Here is a 19048-nt window from a genome sequence, read left to right as displayed (position 1 = left end):
GCATGCCCTACTCCCTGCCTTGGATAGAAGGAAAAAGGCCAAGTTCCCAAACCTGAAGGAATATTCCGACAAATGGGACGGCAGTCTCACCCGCCGAAAACGGCAAGGCCCGGCAATTGCCGGGCCTTGCGTAGAGCGGTGACGCCTAGCTTCAGGGACGATCGTCCGCTTCGGCGGTGTTCGCCGTCGGAATCAGGTCCTCGGAGGTCAGCCTCAGCCAGATCAGCACCGGGGCGCTGATGTAGATGGAGGAGTAGGTACCCACCACCACACCCACCAGCAGCGACAGCGCGAAGCCGTTCAGGCTGTCGCCGCCGAACAGCAGCAGCGCGAACAGCGCCAGCGCGGTGGACACCGAGGTAGCGATGGTCCGCAGCAGGGTCTGGGTGCAGGACACGTCGATGTTCTCGATCAGGTCCGCCCGGCGCAGTACCCGGAAGTTCTCGCGGATACGGTCGAAAATGATGATGGTGTCGTTCAGCGAGTAACCGATCATCGCCAGGACCGCGGCCAGCACGGTGAGATCGAAGGGAATCTGGAAGAACGCCAGGATACCCAAGGTGACGATCACGTCATGGATCAGGGAAGCGATGGCACCGAGGCCGAACTTCCACTGGAAGCGGAAAGCCAGGTACAGCAGGACGCCGCCGAGCGCCAGCAGCATGGCCAGGCCACCCTGGTCACGCAGTTCCTCGCCCACCTGGGGACCAACGAATTCCACGCGCTTGAGCTCGAACTTGCTCTCGGCGTCGACCTTGCGCAGGGCATCGGCCACCTGGTTACCCAGCTGCGGATCGTCGCCGGCCAGGCGCACCAGCACGTCGGTGGACGCGCCGAAGCTCTGCACCACAGCATCCTCGTAACCCACCTGACCCAGCTCCCGCTTGATCAGTTCGAGGTTCGCCGGCTTCTCGTAGGACAGCTCGATCAGGGTGCCGCCGGTGAAGTCCAGGCCAAAGTTCAGGCCCTTGACGAACAGGCTGCCGATGCCGATCAGGCTGATGATCAGGGTGATGGCGAACGCAATGTTGCGTATCGCCATGAAACGGATGGTTGACTTGATCATGGCAGGCCTCAAATCCACAGTTTCTTGAAGTTGCGACCACCGAAGATCAGGTTGACCATGCCACGGGTGAACATGATGGCGGTGAACATCGAGGTGATGATCCCCAGCGACATGGTCACGGCAAAGCCCTTGATCGGACCGGTGCCGAGGGCGAACAGGATGCCGCCCACCAGCAATGTGGTGAGGTTACTGTCGACGATCGCGGTATAGGCGCGGTCGAAACCCTCGTGGATCGCCCGCTGTACGGACAGGCCATTGTTCAGTTCCTCGCGGATCCGCGAGTAGATCAACACGTTGGCGTCCACCGCCATGCCGAGGGTCAGCACGATACCAGCGATACCCGGCAGGGTCAGGGTCGCGCCTATCACCGACATCAGACCCACCAGCAGCACCAGGTTAAACGCCAGGGCGATGGTGGCCAGGAAACCGAAGAAGCGGTAGATGGCGATGATGAACAGCGAGACGAAGACCATCGCCCACTCGGTGGATTCGATGCCCTTGACGATGTTCTCGGCACCCAGGCTCGGGCCGATGGTGCGCTCTTCAGCGAAATACATCGGTGCGGCCAGGCCGCCGGCTCGCAGCAGCAGCGCTAGCTCGGAGGACTCGCCCTGCCCGTCCAGGCCGGTGATGCGGAACTGGCTGCCCAGCGGCGACTGGATGGTCGCCAGGCTGATGATCTTCTTCTCTTCCTTGAAGCTCTGTACCGCCACTTCCTTCTGAACGCCGTCGACATCCTGGGTCACGTATCGGGTGATCGGGCGCTGCTCGATGAAGATCACCGCCATGCTGCGACCCACGTTGTTGCGAGTAGCGCGGCTCATCAGCTCGCCACCATGGCCATCGAGACGAATGTTCACCTGCGGGCGGCCGTTCTCGTCGTAGCTGGCCTGGGCGTCGGTGACCTGGTCACCGGTGATGATCAGGCTACGCTCCAGCGGCACCGGCGGACGACCGGGCTCGCGGAACTCGAAGGATTCGGTGGACGCCTTGCTGGCGGTCGCCTCGGCGGCCAGGCGGAACTCCAGGTTGGCGGTCTTGCCGAGGATACGCTTGGCTTCGGCGGTGTCCTGCACGCCCGGCAACTCGACCACGATGCGGTTGGCGCCCTGGCGCTGCACGATGGGCTCGGCCACGCCCAGTTCGTTGACGCGGTTACGAACAGTGGTCAGGTTCTGCTTGATGGAATATTCGCGGATCTCCGCCAGCTTGGCCTGGGTCAGGGTCAGCTGCAGGACCTGCTGGCCGCCACGCTCGGTGGTGGTCATGTCGAAGTCGGTGAAGCTCTTGCGGATCAGCGACTGGGCCTTGCCCAGGGATTCCTGGTCGGTGAAGCCCAGCTGGAACCCGTTCTCCTGGGACGGCAGGCTGCGGTAACGGACACGCTCCTTGCGCAGCAGGGTGCGGACTTCGCCTTCGTAGATCTTCAGGCGCGCAGTGACCGCCTTCTCCATGTCCACTTCCAGTAGGAAGTGCACACCACCGGAAAGGTCCAGGCCCAGTTTCATCGGCGCGGCGCCGAGCTTGCGCAGCCAGTCCGGAGTGGTCGGGGCCAGGTTCAGGGCAACCACGTAGTCGTCGCCAAGGGCCTTGCGCACCACGTCCTTCGCCGGCAGCTGGTCGCCCAGCTTGGTCAGGCGCAGCAGGCCGCCACGTTCGCTGACGCTAGCCGCCTTGATTTCGATACCGGCCAGCTTGAGGGCTTCAGCGGCCTTGTCCAGGTCGGCTTGCTGGATCTTCAGCGCCGTACTGGTGCCACTGATCTGGATCGCCGGATCGTCCGGATAGAGATTGGGTGCGGAATAGACCAGGCCGATCGCCAGCACCGCCAGGATCAGCAGATATTTCCACAGAGGGTACTTGTTGAGCATGACTCCGCCCGTTATGACGCGGGGCGCCTGATGGCGCCCCGTCGGTGTTGATCCAAGGATCCTTAGATGGCTTTCAGCGTACCCTTCGGCAGGGTCGCCGCGATGGCCGCCTTCTGGAACTTCAGCTCCACGGTGTCGGACACCTCGATGACCACGAAGTCATCGGTAACCTTGGTGACCTTGCCGGCGATGCCGCCGGAGGTGACCACTTCGTCACCCTTCTGCAGGTTGCCCAGGAGATTCTTGTGCTCCTTGGCGCGCTTGGCCTGGGGGCGCCAGATCATCAGATAGAAGATGACCAGGAAACCGATCAGGAAAACCCACTCGAAACCAGTGCCGGCAGGGCCGGCGGCGGCGGCCGGAGCGGCATCGGCATATGCGGCGGGGATCAGAAAGCTCATGTAGCACTCCTGTTACAAGGATTTGAAAGTCCAGGTCTTGAAATTAACTTGCTCTGACTCAGTCCATCGGCGGCGTTGACAAGCCGCGACGGGCATAGAAGGCATCGACAAAGGCGGCCAATTTACCCTGTTGGATAGCCTCGCGCAAACCAGCCATCAGGCGTTGGTAGTGGCGCAAGTTGTGGATCGTATTCAGCATGCTACCCAGCATTTCGCCGCATTTGTCCAGGTGATGGAGGTAGGCGCGGGAGAAATGTTTGCAGGTGTAACAGTCGCAGGTCGGGTCCAGTGGCGACTCGTCATGCTTGTGCACCGAGTTGCGGATCTTCAGCACCCCGGTCTCGATGAACAGGTGTCCGTTGCGCGCGTTGCGGGTGGGCATCACGCAGTCGAACATGTCCACCCCGCGGCGCACGCCTTCCACCAGGTCTTCCGGCTTACCGACGCCCATCAGGTAGCGCGGCTTGTCGGCCGGCATCTGCCCGGGCAGGTAGTCGAGCACGCGGATCATCTCTTCCTTCGGCTCGCCCACCGACAGGCCGCCGATGGCCAGTCCGTCGAAACCGATTTCGCTGAGCCCTTCCAGGGAGCGCATGCGCAACTCCTCGTGCATGCCACCCTGAACGATGCCGAACAGCGCCGCACTGCTCTCGCCGTGGGCGACCTTGGAGCGCTTGGCCCAGCGCAGCGACAGCTCCATGGAGCGCTTGGCCACGTCGAATTCAGCCGGATAGGGCGTGCACTCATCGAAGATCATCACGATGTCGGAGCCCAGGTCGCGCTGCACCTGCATGGATTCCTCGGGGCCCATGAACACTTTCGCGCCGTCCACCGGGGAGGCGAAGGTCACCCCCTCCTCCTTGATCTTGCGCATGGCGCCCAGGCTGAACACCTGGAAACCGCCGGAGTCGGTAAGGATCGGTCCCTGCCACTGCATGAAGTCGTGCAGGTCGCCGTGACGCTTGATCACCTCCATGCCCGGGCGCAGCCAGAGGTGGAAGGTGTTGCCAAGGATGATCTGCGCACCGATGGCCTCGATGTCCCGCGGCAGCATGCCCTTGACCGTGCCATAGGTGCCCACTGGCATGAAGGCCGGCGTTTCCACTGTCCCGCGGGGGAAGGTCAGGCGGCCGCGACGGGCCTTGCCGTCAGTGGCCAGCAGCTCGAAGTTCATCCGGCAGGTGCGGGTCATGCTTGGTCCTCGGGTCCGCGCGGGGCGGGATTGCGGGTGATGAACATGGCATCACCGTAACTGAAGAATCGGTAGCCCTGCTCCACCGCCGCGGCATAGGCGGCCATGGTCTCCGGGTAGCCGGCGAAGGCCGAGACCAGCATCAGCAGGGTGGATTCGGGCAGGTGGAAATTGGTGACCAGGGCATCGACCACGTGAAAGGGCCGGCCCGGGTACAGGAAGATATCGGTGTCGCCACTGAATGCCTTGAGCTGACCATCCCGCGCCGCGCTTTCCAGCGAACGCACGCTGGTGGTGCCCACGGCGATCACCCGGCCGCCGCGCGCACGGCAGGCGGCCACGGCATCCACTACGTCCTGACCCACCTCGAGCCACTCGTGGTGCATATGGTGGTCCTCGATACGCTCCACCCGCACCGGCTGGAAGGTACCGGCGCCGACATGCAGGGTGACGAAGGCGCTGGCCACACCCTTGGCGGCTATGGCCTCGAGCAGGGACTGGTCGAAGTGCAGGCCGGCGGTGGGCGCCGCGACGGCGCCGGCATGGCGGGCGTAGACCGTCTGGTAGCGCTCGCGGTCGGCATCCTCGTCGGGCCTGTCTATATAAGGGGGCAAGGGCATATGGCCGACACGGTCGAGCAGAGGCAGCACTTCCTCGGCGAACTTCAGCTCGAACAGGGCATCGTGGCGCGCGACCATTTCGGCCTCGCCGCCCCCGTCGATCAGCAATATGGAGCCTGGTTTGGGGGACTTGCTGGAGCGCACATGGGCCAGCACACGATGGCTGTCCAGGACGCGCTCGACGAGAATCTCCAGCTTGCCGCCGGACGCCTTCTGGCCGAACAGGCGCGCCGGGATCACCCGGGTGTTGTTGAACACCATCAGGTCGCCGGGACGCAGGTACTCCAGCAGGTCGGCGAAGTGCCGGTGGTTCAGGGTGCCTGTTTCGCCATCCAGGACAAGGAGTCGGCTGGCGCGGCGTTCGGCCAGGGGATGACGGGCAATCAGAGCTTCGGGAAGCTCGAAATGGAAGTCGGCTACGCGCATGGTGGGGGGTCGTGTCGCAGGGGCGCAGATAGTACAGGAAATGCTCGATCCTGACCACGAAGACGGATTGACCGCCCCAGAGCGCCTCCCTATACTGCGCGGCCATCGTGCCTCGGTGGCGGAATGGTAGACGCGGCGGATTCAAAATCCGTTTCTGGCGACAGAGTGAGAGTTCGAGTCTCTCCCGGGGCACCACGATATTTCCAACCCTTTCCAGGGTGCATTTTTCACAGCTTTCCCCCGCCGGTCCGGACAGCTCATCCGCCCGTAAAGATTGGCATTCCGGGGATTGGCAAACCCGCAAAACTTAGCGTAGAGTTGGCCAACTGTGTTTGCATGGGTCGCTGTTGAATCGTGACCTGATGCGGTAGATCACCAGATCCGCTACATCCCGCTCGACTTCTCTTACCTCTTTGCAACCAGTTCCAGCCCTTCTGGCGCGTTCGTGAACAGCAGGCTGTCATCAACTTCAGTTTCAAGGAAAAAGATATGTCGAATCGTCAAACCGGCACCGTCAAATGGTTCAACGACGAGAAAGGTTTTGGTTTCATCACCCCGGAAAGCGGCCCGGATCTGTTCGTTCACTTCCGTGCGATCGAAGGCTCCGGCTTCCGTAGCCTGAAGGAAGGCCAAAAGGTCACCTTCGTCGCCGTGCAAGGCCAGAAAGGCATGCAGGCTGACCAGGTTCAGGTTGTTGCCTGATATCTGAGCTTCGCCGAAAAGCCCCTGATGGAAACATCAGGGGCTTTTTTATGCCCGCGGATCGGCTGCTAGAATGGCGCGCCTCCACTTTGCCAAGAGCTCGCAATGCCGAAACACCAGCTGCGCCCCCAGGGTGACTTCCCCGCCGCCGGGCTGATCCGCCGTTTCGCGGCGATCTTCTACGACTTCCTGCTGTGCGTCGCCATGCTCATGGTGGTCACCCTCTTCTACCAACAGGTGATATTGCGCCTGATCCTCGGCGGTGAGCGCCTGCGCGAACTGGCCGACCAGGGCGCCCTGGCCGGCGACCCGGTGCTCTCCACCCTGCTGGTGTTCAGCCTGTTCGGCTTCTTCGCCAAGTTCTGGACCCACAATGGCCAGACCCTCGGCATGCAGGTCTGGGGTATTCGCGTGCAGAACAAGGACGGCTCGGCCATCAGCCTGTGGCAGGCGCTGCTGCGCTTCGTCATCGCCATCGGCTCCTGGCTGCCGCTGGGCATGGGCTTCTTCTGGAGCCTCTGGGACAAGCAGAAGCGCACCTGGCACGACATCTACTCCGAGACCCAGGTGGTGCGCCTGCCCAAGAGCGCCCACAAGAAGTAAAGATCCACGTTCGAAGAAGGTGAACTTGCGCTTGCTCCCTTGGATGAGGGCGATCATCACGCCGGCACCTGACCTACCGCTGGGTACGTCATGCGCACCGCCCGCCCTGGATCAGCCCATGCGCCTCGCCCGACCGCCGGCGCGCGGGGCGCAACCTACCGGCCGACCTTGTCACTCTATCCAAACCGCTGAGTCATATCGGGCAGAGCCGGTCACTCATGACCCTGTGTTTAAGGCGTGATTTCCCAAGTTCAAATGAACCCATGAAAAAGCCGGCATATAGCCGGCTTTTTCATTGCTCCGAAGGATCAGCCCGCCCGCCTCAGCAGCCAGATGCCGGCCAGGGCGCAGATGCCCGCCGGCACCAGCACGGCGAACAGCGGCGAGAAGCCGAACACCAGGCTCGAGGGCCCGAGCAGGTCCTGGCTGATGCGCACCACGAAGCCAATCACCACACCGGTGAACACCCGTTGGCCCAGGGTCACGGAACGCAGAGGGCCGAAGATGAAGGATATGGCCATCAGCACCAGGGCCGCGGTGACCAGCGGCTGCAGCACCTTGGTCCAGAACGCCAGCCAGTAGCTGCCGTTGTTCAGTCCCTGCTCGGCCAGGTAGTGGGTGTAGCTCCACAGGCCGGTGATGGACAGCGCTTCCGGCTCCATCACCACAGTGCCGAGCAGTTGCGGGTTGAGCTCGATGTCCCAGCGCTCGCTGACGGCATTCACCACCTCGGTGTGGTCGCCACGGAAATGGGTGGTAGCCACGTTTTCCAGTTGCCAGTGTTCGCCCTGGTACAGCGCGCGACGGGCGAAACTGGCGGACTGCATGTGCCGCTCGCCATCGAAGCGGTAACGGGTCACACCGTAGAGCACGCCATTGGGCTGCACGGCGTTGATATGCACGAACTCCTCGCCCTGGCGGTGCCAGAGACCACGCTTGGAGCTTTGCGCATCGCCGCCGCCCTGGGCCAGGGAGCGGTTGGCCTGGGCGATATTCTCACTCCAGGGCGCGGCATATTCGCCAATCAGCAGGCCCACCACCATGAGCACGAGGATCGGCTTCATTACCGCCCAGACGATACGGCCGATGGACACGCCGGCGGCACGCATCACCGTCAGCTCGCTGCTGCTGGCCAGGGCGCCGAGGCCGATCAGGCTGCCGATCAACGCCGCCATCGGCAACATGTCGTAGATCCGCCGCGGCAAGGTAAGGAAGACGTACCAGGCGGCAGCGAACACGCCGTAGTCGCCGCCCACGTCGCCCAGCTCATCGATGAAGGCAAAAAGCGCCGCGAGGCTGACGATCACCCCGAGCACCGCGAGGATGGCGAAGAACACACTGGTGCCGATGTAGCGATCCAACCTAACCATGGGCCACCTCACGGGCTTCACGACGAGCCGCCCACTTCAGGCGCAGAGGCTCCCAGTACAACAACAGCAGACCGACCGCGAGAAACAGCCCATGCACCCACCACAGGCCCACGGCCATGGGGATGCGGCCCTTGTCCAGCTGGCCGCGGGCGGCGATCAGCATGGACAGGTAGGCCATGTACAGGAGGATCGCCGGCAGCAGCTTGAGGAAGCGGCCCTGGCGCGGATTGACCCTGGATAGTGGCACCGCCAGCAGGGTGACGATGAACACCAGCAACGGAATCGACAGGCGCCATTGCAGTTCGGCCTGGTAGCGCGGGTCCGTGCTGCCGATCAGCTCGGAGGTCGGCACCGCCTCGCGCTCGCCGATCTCCGAACTGATCTCCGGCTTGGGCAGCAGCACGCCGTAGGTCTCGTAGTGGATGATGCGGTAATCGGCCTTGCCGGGGTTGCCATCATAGCGGTAGCCGTTCTGCAGAATCAGGTAGCGGCTGCCGTCCGCCTGGATGTGCTGACGCCCCTTCTCGGCCACCAGCACGCCGACACCGCGGTCTTTGCCGTCCTGGCGCGAGATTCGCCGCTCGGAAATGAACACGCCGCCCAGTTCGCCACGATCGGAGGAAAGGGCCTCGGAATAGGTCACCCGGTCACCACCCTTCATGGCCTGGAAGCGGCCGGGCACCAGGGTATCGAACTCGGTCAGGGCATCCTGCTCATTGAGGATGCGCGCTACCTGCGACACCCCCTGGGGCGCCAGGCCCAGGCTCAGCCAGGCCACGGCCAGCGCGACCAGCAGCGCCGGCGCCAGGCTGTAGGCCATCAGCCGCTGCTGGCTCATGCCGGTGGCGGTGAGCACGGTCATTTCGCTGTCGAGGTAGAGCCGGCCATACGCCAGCAGGAAACCGAGGAACAGCCCCAGGGGCAGGATCAACTGGAGAAAACCCGGAATCCGGAAGCCCATGATCATGAACAGCACGCTGGGGTCCAGCACCCCTTGCGCAGCCTGGGCCAGGTACTTGATGAAACGGCCGCTCATGATGATCACCAGCAGCACGGCGCTGACCGCACTGAGGGTGACCAGAACCTCGCGGGAGAGATAACGGAAGACAATCAAAACCAGACACTCCAGGGTTGTCAGGCTCGGGCGGCTACGCTCAAACTAGCCGCTTTATGGCCAGCCCGCCGTGATGACGGGCCACTGAAAAAATAGCCGGCATTATCCGTCAATCCCGGCTCTTTGTCTTGGGGACACATGTCATGGAATTCCTCGTCAAAAGCGCCCGTCTGGAAACCCTGAAAACCGCCACCCTGGTCGTCGCGGTCGGCGAAGGGCGCAAACTCGGCGAAGCCGCCAAGGCCATCGACGACACTGCCGGCGGCGCCATCGCCACCCTGCTCAAGCGTGGCGACCTGGCCGGCAAGGTCGGCCAGACCCTGCTCCTGCACAGCCTCCCCAACCTCAAGGCGGAGCGCGTGCTGCTGGTGGGCAGCGGCAAGGAGCGCGAACTCTCTGACCGCCAATTCCGCAAAATGATCGGCGCCGTCAACGGCGTACTGAAAGGCCTCGGCGGCAGCGACGCCACCCTGGCGCTCGGCGAGCTGGCGGTCAAAGGCCGCGATGCCTACGGCAAGGCGCGCCTGATGGTCGAGACCCTGGCCGACGGCGCCTACCAGTTCGATCGCTTCAAGAGCCAGAAGGCCGAGCCCAAGGCCCTGAAGAAAATCACCCTGCTGGTGGAAAAGGCCGACCAGGCCGAGGTCGAGCGCGGCAGCCTGCACGCCCAAGCCATCGCCAACGGCATGGCCTTCACCCGTGATCTGGGCAACCTGCCGCCGAACCTCTGCCACCCCAGTTTCATCGCCGAGGAAGCCAAGGCCCTGGCCAAGGCCAACAAGAACCTCAAGGTCGAGGTGCTGGACGAGAAGAAACTCAAGGAACTGGGCGCCGGCGCCTTCCTCGCCGTGGCCCAGGGCAGCGACCAGCCGCCGCGGATGATCGTGCTCAACTACCAGGGCGGCAAGAAGGAGGACAAACCCTTCGCCCTGGTGGGCAAGGGCATCACCTTCGACACTGGCGGCATCAGCATCAAGCCGGCCGCCAGCATGGACGAGATGAAGTACGACATGTGCGGCGCCGCCAGCGTGCTCGGCACCTTCCGCGCCGTGCTCGACATGCAGCTGCCGATCAACCTCGTCGGCCTGCTGGCCTGCGCCGAGAACATGCCCAGCGGCGGCGCCACCCGTCCCGGCGATATCGTCACCACCATGAGCGGGCAGACGGTGGAGATCCTCAACACCGACGCCGAAGGCCGCCTGGTCCTGTGCGACACCCTGACCTACGCCGAGCGCTTCAAGCCCCAGGCGGTGATCGACATCGCCACCCTCACCGGCGCCTGCATCGTCGCCCTGGGCAGCAACACCTCGGGCCTGATGGGCAACAACGACGGCCTGATCAAGCAGATCCTCAAGGCCGGCGAATACGCCGACGACCGCGCCTGGCAGCTGCCGCTGTTCGACGAGTACCAGGAGCAGTTGGACAGCCCCTTCGCCGACATCGCCAACATCGGCGGGCCCAAGGCCGGCACCATCACCGCCGGCTGCTTCCTCTCGCGCTTCGCCAAGAAGTACCACTGGGCGCACCTGGATATCGCCGGTACCGCCTGGATCAGCGGCGGCAAGGACAAGGGCGCCACCGGCCGTCCGGTGCCCCTGCTCACCCAGTACCTGCTGGACCGCGTCAAGTGAGGATAGAGTTCTACGTGCTCTCCTCGGCCAACCCGGCGGACCGCCTGCGCGCGGCCTGCCAGTTGGCCGCCAAGGGCTGGCGGCACGGGCTGCCGGTCCTCCTGCGCTGCAGCGACGCCGCCCAGCGCGACGAGCTGGACCAGTTGCTGTGGCGCTTCCGCGCGGAAAGCTTCATCCCTCACAGCCTCATCGATGACGACGCCAACGCCCCCGTGGTACTTGCCCTGGACGAAGCGCCGGCTTTCCAGCAGGGCCTGCTGATCAACCTCGCCTCGAGCATCTCTCCCCACGTCGAGCACTTCAGCCGGGTCATCGAAATCGTCAACCAGGAGCCCGACCTCCTTGCCGCCTGCCGGGAGAATTTCCGCGCCTACCGGCAACGGGGCTATGATCCGAAACGAGTCGAACTCTAGCCGTATTGCCCCATGGATACTCCCAAGCCTCCCCCCAAGCCGGCACACCTGCTGGACGACCTCGAATCCATCCGCGCCCTGCTCGATGACGAACCCAGCGGCAATGAGCCGCCCCTGCTCACCGACAGCCTGGACGCCGACGGCATTCCGTTGCTCTCCGAGATAGTCGAGCCAGCCCCGACGCAGCCGGAGTCGTCCGCACAGGCGCAGCCCCAGGCTGCGCCCGCCACTCCGGCACCCGCGCCTTCGCCCTCCTCCAGCCAGCCCGTGGCCGAGGCCATTCGCCAGCGCATGACGTCCGAAGGCAATCCCGAACTGGCACGCCTGGACAGCGAACTGCGCGCCGCAGCCCAGTTGATCCTGCAGGATGTGATCGACGATTTCGTGCCGCAGATCGAAGCCGAACTCAAGCGCCGCCTCGACGCCCGCCTGGCCCGCCTGCTGCCGCCGCGTCGGCAGTAGGACCAATCCGCTTCCAACCTGTAGGAGCGAGCTTGCTCGCGAACGGGGCCATTTTTTCGCCAGCAAGCTGGCTCCTGCAGGTGTTACCTCCGCTATCGGCCTGAATGCGCGCCAATTCTTTCGCCGGCCCGATACCGCTATACTCCTCCGTTTTCCCGTTCAGTTGCCTCTAGGGTCCCCGCCGAACCATGGACAAGACCTACCAGCCCCACGCCATCGAAACTTCCTGGTACCAGACCTGGGAGAAGAACAACTACTTCGCCCCGCAAGGTTCCGGCGACCCGTACACCATCATGATCCCGCCGCCGAACGTGACCGGCAGCCTGCACATGGGCCATGGCTTCAACAACGCCATCATGGACGCCCTGATCCGCTTCCGCCGCATGCAAGGCCGCAACACCCTGTGGCAGCCGGGCACCGACCACGCCGGCATCGCCACCCAGATGGTGGTGGAGCGCCAGCTGGCCGCCCAGGGCGTCAGCCGCCACGACCTCGGTCGCGACACCTTCCTGGACAAGGTCTGGGAGTGGAAGGAACAGTCCGGCGGCACCATCACCCGCCAGATTCGGCGCCTCGGCTCGTCCGTGGACTGGTCGCGCGAGCGTTTCACCATGGACGAGGGCCTGTCCAACGCGGTCAAGGAAGCCTTCGTGCGCCTGCATGAAGACGGCCTGATCTACCGCGGCAAGCGCCTGGTCAACTGGGACACCAAGTTCCACACCGCCATCTCCGACCTCGAAGTGGAGAACCACGACGAGAAGGGCAGCCTGTGGAACCTGCGCTACCCCCTGGCCGACGGCCACAAGACCGCCGACGGCAAGGGCTACCTGATAGTCGCCACCACCCGTCCGGAAACCATGCTGGGTGACAGCGCCGTCGCCGTGCACCCGGAGGACGAGCGCTACAAGAGCCTGATCGGCACCTTCGTCGAGCTGCCCCTGGTTGGCCGCCGTATCCCGATCGTCGCCGACGAGTACTGCGACCCCGAGTTCGGCACCGGCTGCGTGAAGATCACCCCGGCCCACGACTTCAACGACTACGAAGTCGGCAAGCGCCACAACCTGCCGCTGATCAATATCTTCGACAAGAACGCCGCCGTGCTGGCCCACGCCCACGTCTTCAACCTGGACGGCGACGTCAATCACGAAGTCGACGCCAGCCTGCCGGCCGAATACGCCGGCCTCGACCGTTTCGACGCGCGCAAGCGCATAGTCGAAGCCTTCGACGCCTTGGGCCTGCTGGAAAAAATCGAGGACCACGCGCTGAAAGTGCCCAGGGGCGACCGTTCCGGCACCGTCATCGAGCCCTGGCTGACCGACCAGTGGTACGTCTCCACCAAGCCCCTGGCCGAGCAGGCCATCGCCGCCGTGGAAGACGGCCGTATCCAGTTCGTGCCCAAGCAGTACGAGAACATGTACTTCTCCTGGATGCGCGATATCCAGGACTGGTGCATCAGCCGTCAGCTCTGGTGGGGCCACCGCATTCCGGCCTGGTACGACGAAGAAGGCAATGTCTACGTCGGCCGCAACGAAGCCGAGGTCCGCGCCAAGCACAACCTGGGCGATATCGCCCTGGAACAGGACGAGGACGTGCTGGACACCTGGTTCAGCTCTGGCCTGTGGACCTTCTCCACCCTGGGCTGGCCGGAACAGACCGAGTTCCTCAAGACCTTCCACCCCACCGACGTGCTGGTCACCGGCTTCGACATCATCTTCTTCTGGGTCGCCCGGATGATCATGCTGACCATGCACCTGGTGAAGAACGAGGACGGCACGGCGCAGGTTCCGTTCAAGACCGTCTACGTCCACGGCCTGGTGCGCGACTCCCAGGGTCACAAGATGTCCAAGTCCAAGGGCAACGTCCTGGACCCGCTGGACATCGTCGACGGCATCGACCTCGACACCCTGCTGGAGAAACGCACCAGCGGCATGATGCAGCCCAAGCTGGCCGAGAAGATCGCCAAGCAGACCAAGGCGGAGTTCCCCGAAGGCATCAACAGCTACGGCACCGACGCCCTGCGCTTCACCTTCTGTTCGCTGGCCTCCACCGGCCGCGACGTCAAGTTCGACATGGGCCGCGTCGAGGGTTACCGCAACTTCTGCAACAAGCTGTGGAACGCCGCCAACTTCGTCATCGAGAACACCGATGGCCAGGACACCGGCGTCAATGACGAGCCGGTCGAGCTGTCCTCGGTGGACCGCTGGATCATCTCTGCCCTGCAGCGCACCGAGGCGGAGGTCACCCGCCACCTCGAACAGTTCCGCTTCGACCTCGCCACCCAGGCCCTCTACGAGTTCATCTGGGACGAGTACTGCGCCTGGTACCTCGAGCTGGTCAAGCCGGTGCTGTGGGACGAGAACGCCCCCATCGAGCGCCAACGCGGCACCCGCCGCACCCTGATCCGCGTGCTGGAAGTGGCCCTGCGCCTGGCGCACCCCTTCATGCCGTTCATCACCGAGGAAATCTGGCAGCGCATCAAGGCCCAGGCCGGCAAGGCCGGCGACACCCTGATGCTGCAACCCTGGCCGATCGCCAATGAAGCCCGCATCGACGCCGCCGCCGAGGGCGACATCGAGTGGGTCAAGGCGTTCATGCTCGGCGTGCGGCAGATCCGTGGCGAGATGAATATTTCCATGGCCAAGCGCATCGACATCATCCTCGCCAACGCGAACGACGAAGACCGCCGCCGCCTGGCCGACAACGAGCCGCTGCTGAAGAAGCTGGCCAAGCTGGAAAGCGTCCGCATCCTGGCTTCCGGCGAAGAAGCGCCCATGTCCGCCACCGCCCTGGTGGGCGACATGCAGGTACTGGTGCCCATGGCCGGCCTGATCGACAAGGGCGCCGAACTGGCCCGCCTGGACAAGGAAATCCAGCGCCTGGACGGCGAAGTGAAGCGTGTTGGCGGCAAGCTGGCCAACGAAGGCTTCGTCGCCAAGGCACCGGCCGACGTGATCGACAAGGAGCGCGCCAAGCTGGCCGAAGCCGAACAGGCCCTGGCCAACCTGACCGAACAGCGCGAGAAGATCGCCAAGCTGTAACCCCACAAGGCCCGCGAATGCGGGCCTTGTTCTTTGTACCGATCGCCCGCCGCAAGGAGCGCCCATGGAAATCAGCAAGACCAAGACCAGCTTCTACCGCCGCCTCTATGTCGCCTGGCTGATCGACAGCGGCACCGCCACCAGCGTCCCGGCGCTGATGGACGCCACCGGCATGCCCCGCCGGACCGCCCAGGACACCCTGCTGGCCCTCGCTGACCTGGATATCGACTGCCACTTCGAGCAGCAGGCCGGCGAGCGCAACAACGCCGGCCACTACCTGATCCGCGATTGGGGCGCCATCGACAGGCGCTGGATCGCCGCTAACCTGCATCAGATCAAGGCTGTGCTGGGTTATCCCTGACAGACTGCCACCCCCGCCAGGAACCCCCGGGAGTCGCGTTTGAACGCCGATCTACTGATGGTGCTAGGCCTGCTCGTGGCCGCCATTACTCTGTTCGTTCTCAACAAGCCACGCATGGACGTGGTCGCCCTGCTGGTCATAGTCGCCCTGCCGCTGACCGGCGTACTCGACATCGAGCACACCCTGGCCGGATTCAGCGACCCGAGCGTGCTGCTGATCGCTGCCCTCTTCGTCATCGGTGACGGCCTGGTGCGCACCGGCATCGCCTATCGCCTGGGCGACTGGCTGGTGGCGAAGGCCGGCAGCAGCGAAACGCGGCTGCTGGTGTTGCTGATGCTGGCCGCCGCGGGCCTGGGCTCGGTGATGAGCTCCACGGGCGTGGTCGCCATCTTCATCCCCGTGGCCCTGGGCGTTGCCGCACGGCTGAAGATCGCCCCGGCACGGCTGATGATGCCGCTCGCGTTCGCCGGGCTGATCAGCGGTATGCTCACCCTGGTCGCCACCGCGCCCAACCTGGTGGTGCACAGCGAACTGCGCCGCGCCGGGCTGGAAGGTTTCGGCTTCTTCAGCCTGACCCCGGTGGGCTTGGCGGTGCTGGCCCTGGGCATCATCTACATGCTGTCGACCCGGCATTGGTTGACTCCCCGCAACGGCGACGGCGCGAACGCCGCTCCGCGCCTGACCCTGGCCGACCTGGCCGCGGCCTACCGCCTCAACGAGCGCGAACGGCGCCTCAAGGTACGCGCTGACTCGCGCCTTGCCCGGCAGACACTCAATGAGCTGGAACTGCGCACGCAGTACGGCATCAACGTGATTGCCGTCGAACGCCAGCGGCGCTTTCGCACCCTGCTGCTGATGGCCACTGGAAACACCCTGCTGGAACCCGACGACGTGCTGCTGGTGGACCTGGTCAGCCCGGCGATCGGACTGCTCGGTGCCTACGACGAGTTGGGGCTGGAGCCCCTGCCCCTGGCCGATTCCTACTACAGCCTGCACGCCCACCAGTTGGGGCTGGCCGAAGTGGCGCTGCCGCCGGAATCCAAGCTGCCGGGCAAGACCATCCAGGAGCTGGGCTTCCGCACCCGGCACAAGCTCAACGTGGTCGGTTTGCGCCGCCAGGGCCAGGCGCTGGAAGGGGTACTGGTTGATGAAAAGCTCAGGCCCTCCGACACCCTGCTGGTAGCCGGCGAGTGGAAGTGCATCCACCAATTGCAGGGCCAGAGCCGGGACTTCCTGGTACTGAGCCTGCCCGCCGAGGTGGACGAAGTGGCGCCCACCGCACGCAAGGCTCCCTACGCCCTGCTCAGCCTGGCGGTGATGATCGTGCTGATGGTCAGCGGGCTTGTGCCCAACGTGATGGCCGCACTGATCGGCTGCCTGCTGATGGGCGCCTTCCGCTGCATCGACCTGGACAGCGCCTACCGCGCCATTCACTGGCCCACCCTGATTCTCATCGTCGGCATGCTGCCCTTCGCCCACGCCCTGCAACAGACCGGCGGGATCGACCTGGCAGTGAAGGGGCTGGTGGCGGTGCTGGGCAATGCAGGGCCCTACGCCATGCTCGCCAGCCTGTTCATCGTCACTGCGCTGATCGGCCTGTTCATCTCCAACACCGCCACCGCCGTGCTCATGGCTCCGGTGGCCATCGCCACCGCCCAGCAGTTGGGGATGTCGCCCTACCCCTTCGCCATGATCGTCGCCCTGGCGGCCTCGGCGGCCTTCATGACGCCCATATCCTCGCCGGTGAATACCCTGGTGCTGGGCCCCGGGCAGTACCGCTTTGGCGACTTCGTGAAAGTGGGGGTGCCTTTCACCCTGCTGGTGATGATTGTCAGCGTGTTGCTGGTGCCGCTGGTGTTCCCGCTCTGAGCCGAGCGATTCACGTAAGGTGCGCTGTGTGCACCAACGCTCTTGCCCGGTGCGCACGGCGCACCCTACCCCATTGGGCTTAAATGTTGGGGACAGCGTCGGAGCCCTTACCATGCACAAGTACCGCCGCCTGCTGCTGGTGGCTCTGTTCCTCGGCCTGCTGCTGGCGGCGTTCCAGCTCAGCGGACTGCGCGAACACCTGAGCCTGGAGTACCTGCGCGACACCCTGCTGGCCCACAAGGGTTGGGGCCTGGCGTTGTTCGCCCTGCTGTTCGCCCTGGGCAACCTGATCCAGATCCCCGGCTGGATCTTCCTCGCTGCCGCAGTGCTGGCCCTGGGCCGCGTCTGGGGCGGGTTGGCCACCTACCTGGCGGCTACCTTCTCCTGCTGCTGCACCTTCCTGCTGATCCGCCTGTTGGGCGGTAGCGCCCTGCGCGAACTGGACAGCAAGCTGGCCAGGCGCATCCTCGCCCACCTCGACGAGCGCCCGGTACTGGTCATCGCCGCATTGCGGGTGCTGTTCCAGACCGTGCCGGCCCTCAACTACGCCCTGAGCCTCAGCGGGGTACGCTTTCGCCACTACCTCATCGGCACCCTGCTCGGGCTGCCGCTGCCGATTGCGCTCTACTGCGTGCTCTTCGATTACCTCGGTCGCGCCCTGCACATCTCGTAGGGAGATGCGCACCGGATGCCCTGGCTGTGGGAAAATGCCGCGCCTTACACCTGCCGACGCCCGCCACCATGCCGCAACCACCCAAGCGCCCCCGCCCCGCCTCCGCCAAACCGCCCGCCGCGCCCACAAAGGGGCTGCTGCACCCGCGCAACCGCCACCAGGGCCGCTACGACTTTGCCAAGCTGATCCAGGGCAGCCCGGAGCTGGCGCGCTTCGTCATCACCAATCCCTACGGCAAGGAGAGCATCGACTTCGCCGACCCGGAGGCGGTGAAGGTGTTCAACCGCGCCCTGCTGCGGCAGTTCTACGGGATCCGCCATTGGGACATCCCCGCCGGTTACCTCTGCCCGCCGATTCCCGGCCGCGCCGACTACCTGCACGGCCTGGCGGACCTGCTGGCCGAGGACAACGGCGGACAGATACCCCGCGGCAAGGGCATCCAGGCGCTGGACGTAGGGGTCGGCGCGAACTGCATCTACCCGCTGATCGGCCATAGCGAATACGGCTGGCACTTCACCGGCGCCGATATCGACGGCACCGCCCTCGGTTCTGCCCGCGCCATCGTCCAGTCGAACCAGCTCGGCAGCGCCATCGACCTGCGTCAGCAAGCCGAGCCGCGCAATATCTTCAAGGGCCTGATCGGGCCAGGGGAACGCTTCGATATCACCCTGTGTAACCCGCCCTTCCACAGCTCTCTGGAGGAAGCCACCAGTGGCAGCCGGCGCAAGTGGAAGAACCTCGGCAAGCTCGACCCCAAGCGCAAGCTGCCGGTGCTGAATTTCGGCGGCCAGGGCGCCGAACTCTGGTGCGAAGGCGGCGAAGCCGGCTTCCTGCAACGGATGGTCGACGAAAGTGCGCAGGTCAAGGAGCAGGTGCTCTGGTTCAGCAGCCTGGTATCCAAGGGCGGCAACCTCCCCGGCATGGAAGCACGCCTGAAACGCACCGGCGCCGTCGAGATGCAGGTGGTGGAAATGGCCCAGGGCCAGAAGCAGAGCCGCTTCGTCGCCTGGACCTTTCTCGATCGGGGTCAACGCGACGCCTGGCGCAAGGCTCGCTGGGTGTGAACCGCCGCCGGGAAACCCTGTAAGAGCGAATTCAATCGCGAAAGCAGACCGCAGGCCTGCCGTAGCGAAGCGAAGCCCAACAGGGGAGCTGCCCGGGAATCGTTGGGCTTCGCATAGCTCAGCCACAACCTACCGATCTGACTATCCCATTAAGAGTCCGAGCGGGGCTCGA

Annotated in this window: 17 protein-coding genes and 1 tRNA gene; 11 read left to right on the top strand and 7 right to left on the bottom strand. The window is 64.5% G+C overall.

What is annotated here, in order from left to right:
* Nucleotides 1-151: 151 nt before the first annotated feature.
* The 5 genes from secF to queA form a co-directional block, all read right to left on the bottom strand.
* Nucleotides 152-1066 (bottom strand): protein translocase subunit SecF, encoded by a 915-nt coding sequence (gene secF / locus E8F12_RS22570; protein WP_280327390.1) that lies wholly within the window; start codon nucleotides 1064-1066, stop codon nucleotides 152-154.
* An 8-nt stretch (nucleotides 1067-1074) separates the two neighbouring features.
* A complete protein-coding gene (gene secD / locus E8F12_RS22565) occupies nucleotides 1075-2937 on the bottom strand; it encodes a protein translocase subunit SecD (RefSeq protein ID WP_280327389.1) in 1863 nt (620 codons plus the stop codon).
* Between the two features lie 62 nt (nucleotides 2938-2999).
* A complete protein-coding gene (yajC, locus tag E8F12_RS22560; RefSeq protein WP_280288403.1) occupies nucleotides 3000-3338 on the bottom strand; it encodes a preprotein translocase subunit YajC in 339 nt (112 codons plus the stop codon).
* Nucleotides 3339-3396: 58 nt separating this feature from the next.
* Nucleotides 3397-4512, bottom strand: a complete 1116-nt coding sequence (gene tgt / locus E8F12_RS22555; RefSeq protein WP_280327629.1) for a tRNA guanosine(34) transglycosylase Tgt — start codon at nucleotides 4510-4512, stop codon at nucleotides 3397-3399.
* A 14-nt stretch (nucleotides 4513-4526) separates the two neighbouring features.
* The gene (gene queA / locus E8F12_RS22550) at nucleotides 4527-5576 is read right to left on the bottom strand and encodes a tRNA preQ1(34) S-adenosylmethionine ribosyltransferase-isomerase QueA (RefSeq protein ID WP_280327388.1); all 1050 of its coding nucleotides are present in this window, start codon (nucleotides 5574-5576) and stop codon (nucleotides 4527-4529) included.
* A gap of 109 nt (nucleotides 5577-5685) precedes the next feature.
* Between queA and E8F12_RS22545 the strand changes: the two genes are divergently transcribed.
* From E8F12_RS22545 to E8F12_RS22535, 3 genes are all read left to right on the top strand, one after another.
* A tRNA-Leu gene (locus E8F12_RS22545) sits at nucleotides 5686-5771 on the top strand.
* A gap of 294 nt (nucleotides 5772-6065) precedes the next feature.
* Nucleotides 6066-6278, top strand: a complete 213-nt coding sequence (locus E8F12_RS22540) for a cold-shock protein (RefSeq protein ID WP_280288405.1) — start codon at nucleotides 6066-6068, stop codon at nucleotides 6276-6278.
* 105 nt (nucleotides 6279-6383) lie between these two features.
* Nucleotides 6384-6881: an RDD family protein gene (locus tag E8F12_RS22535; RefSeq protein ID WP_280327387.1), complete on the top strand. Its 498-nt coding sequence runs from the start codon at nucleotides 6384-6386 to the stop codon at nucleotides 6879-6881.
* 308 nt (nucleotides 6882-7189) lie between these two features.
* Here the strand turns inward: E8F12_RS22535 and lptG are convergent, their stop codons facing one another.
* Together lptG and lptF are read right to left on the bottom strand one after the other, a co-directional pair.
* Nucleotides 7190-8251: an LPS export ABC transporter permease LptG gene (gene lptG, locus E8F12_RS22530; RefSeq protein ID WP_280327386.1), complete on the bottom strand. Its 1062-nt coding sequence runs from the start codon at nucleotides 8249-8251 to the stop codon at nucleotides 7190-7192.
* Nucleotides 8244-9365 (bottom strand): LPS export ABC transporter permease LptF, encoded by a 1122-nt coding sequence (gene lptF, locus E8F12_RS22525; RefSeq protein WP_280327385.1) that lies wholly within the window; start codon nucleotides 9363-9365, stop codon nucleotides 8244-8246. The genes lptG and lptF overlap by 8 nt, the downstream gene beginning before the upstream one ends.
* A 143-nt stretch (nucleotides 9366-9508) precedes the next feature.
* On the opposite strand from lptF, the gene E8F12_RS22520 reads away from it, so the two are divergent.
* The 8 genes from E8F12_RS22520 (at nucleotide 9509) to rlmF (ending at nucleotide 18876) form a co-directional block, all read left to right on the top strand.
* Nucleotides 9509-10996, top strand: coding sequence for a leucyl aminopeptidase (locus E8F12_RS22520; protein WP_280327384.1), 1488 nt, complete (start codon nucleotides 9509-9511; stop codon nucleotides 10994-10996).
* Complete coding sequence (locus tag E8F12_RS22515) at nucleotides 10993-11409, top strand: DNA polymerase III subunit chi (RefSeq protein WP_280327383.1); 417 nt, start codon at nucleotides 10993-10995, stop codon at nucleotides 11407-11409. The genes E8F12_RS22520 and E8F12_RS22515 overlap by 4 nt, the downstream gene beginning before the upstream one ends.
* A 12-nt stretch (nucleotides 11410-11421) precedes the next feature.
* The gene (locus E8F12_RS22510; protein WP_280327382.1) at nucleotides 11422-11871 is read left to right on the top strand and encodes a DNA polymerase III subunit chi; all 450 of its coding nucleotides are present in this window, start codon (nucleotides 11422-11424) and stop codon (nucleotides 11869-11871) included.
* A gap of 188 nt (nucleotides 11872-12059) precedes the next feature.
* Complete coding sequence (locus E8F12_RS22505; RefSeq protein ID WP_280327381.1) at nucleotides 12060-14909, top strand: valine--tRNA ligase; 2850 nt, start codon at nucleotides 12060-12062, stop codon at nucleotides 14907-14909.
* Nucleotides 14910-14973: 64 nt separating this feature from the next.
* Nucleotides 14974-15270 (top strand): winged helix-turn-helix domain-containing protein, encoded by a 297-nt coding sequence (locus tag E8F12_RS22500; RefSeq protein WP_280327380.1) that lies wholly within the window; start codon nucleotides 14974-14976, stop codon nucleotides 15268-15270.
* A 39-nt stretch (nucleotides 15271-15309) separates the two neighbouring features.
* Entirely contained in the window at nucleotides 15310-17139 is a 1830-nt protein-coding gene (locus E8F12_RS22495) for an SLC13 family permease (protein WP_280327379.1), read from the top strand.
* A 112-nt stretch (nucleotides 17140-17251) separates the two neighbouring features.
* A complete protein-coding gene (locus E8F12_RS22490) occupies nucleotides 17252-17812 on the top strand; it encodes a VTT domain-containing protein (protein WP_280327378.1) in 561 nt (186 codons plus the stop codon).
* 68 nt (nucleotides 17813-17880) lie between these two features.
* Nucleotides 17881-18876 carry a 23S rRNA (adenine(1618)-N(6))-methyltransferase RlmF gene (rlmF, locus tag E8F12_RS22485; RefSeq protein WP_280327377.1) on the top strand — a complete coding sequence of 332 codons (996 nt, stop codon included), beginning with the start codon at nucleotides 17881-17883 and terminating at the stop codon, nucleotides 18874-18876.
* Nucleotides 18877-19048 lie beyond the last annotated feature (172 nt).

This window comes from Pseudomonas sp. BN102 (assembly GCF_029871245.1).
Lineage (GTDB): Bacteria > Pseudomonadota > Gammaproteobacteria > Pseudomonadales > Pseudomonadaceae > Metapseudomonas.
This window is presented reverse-complemented; position numbering and strand designations above follow the sequence as displayed.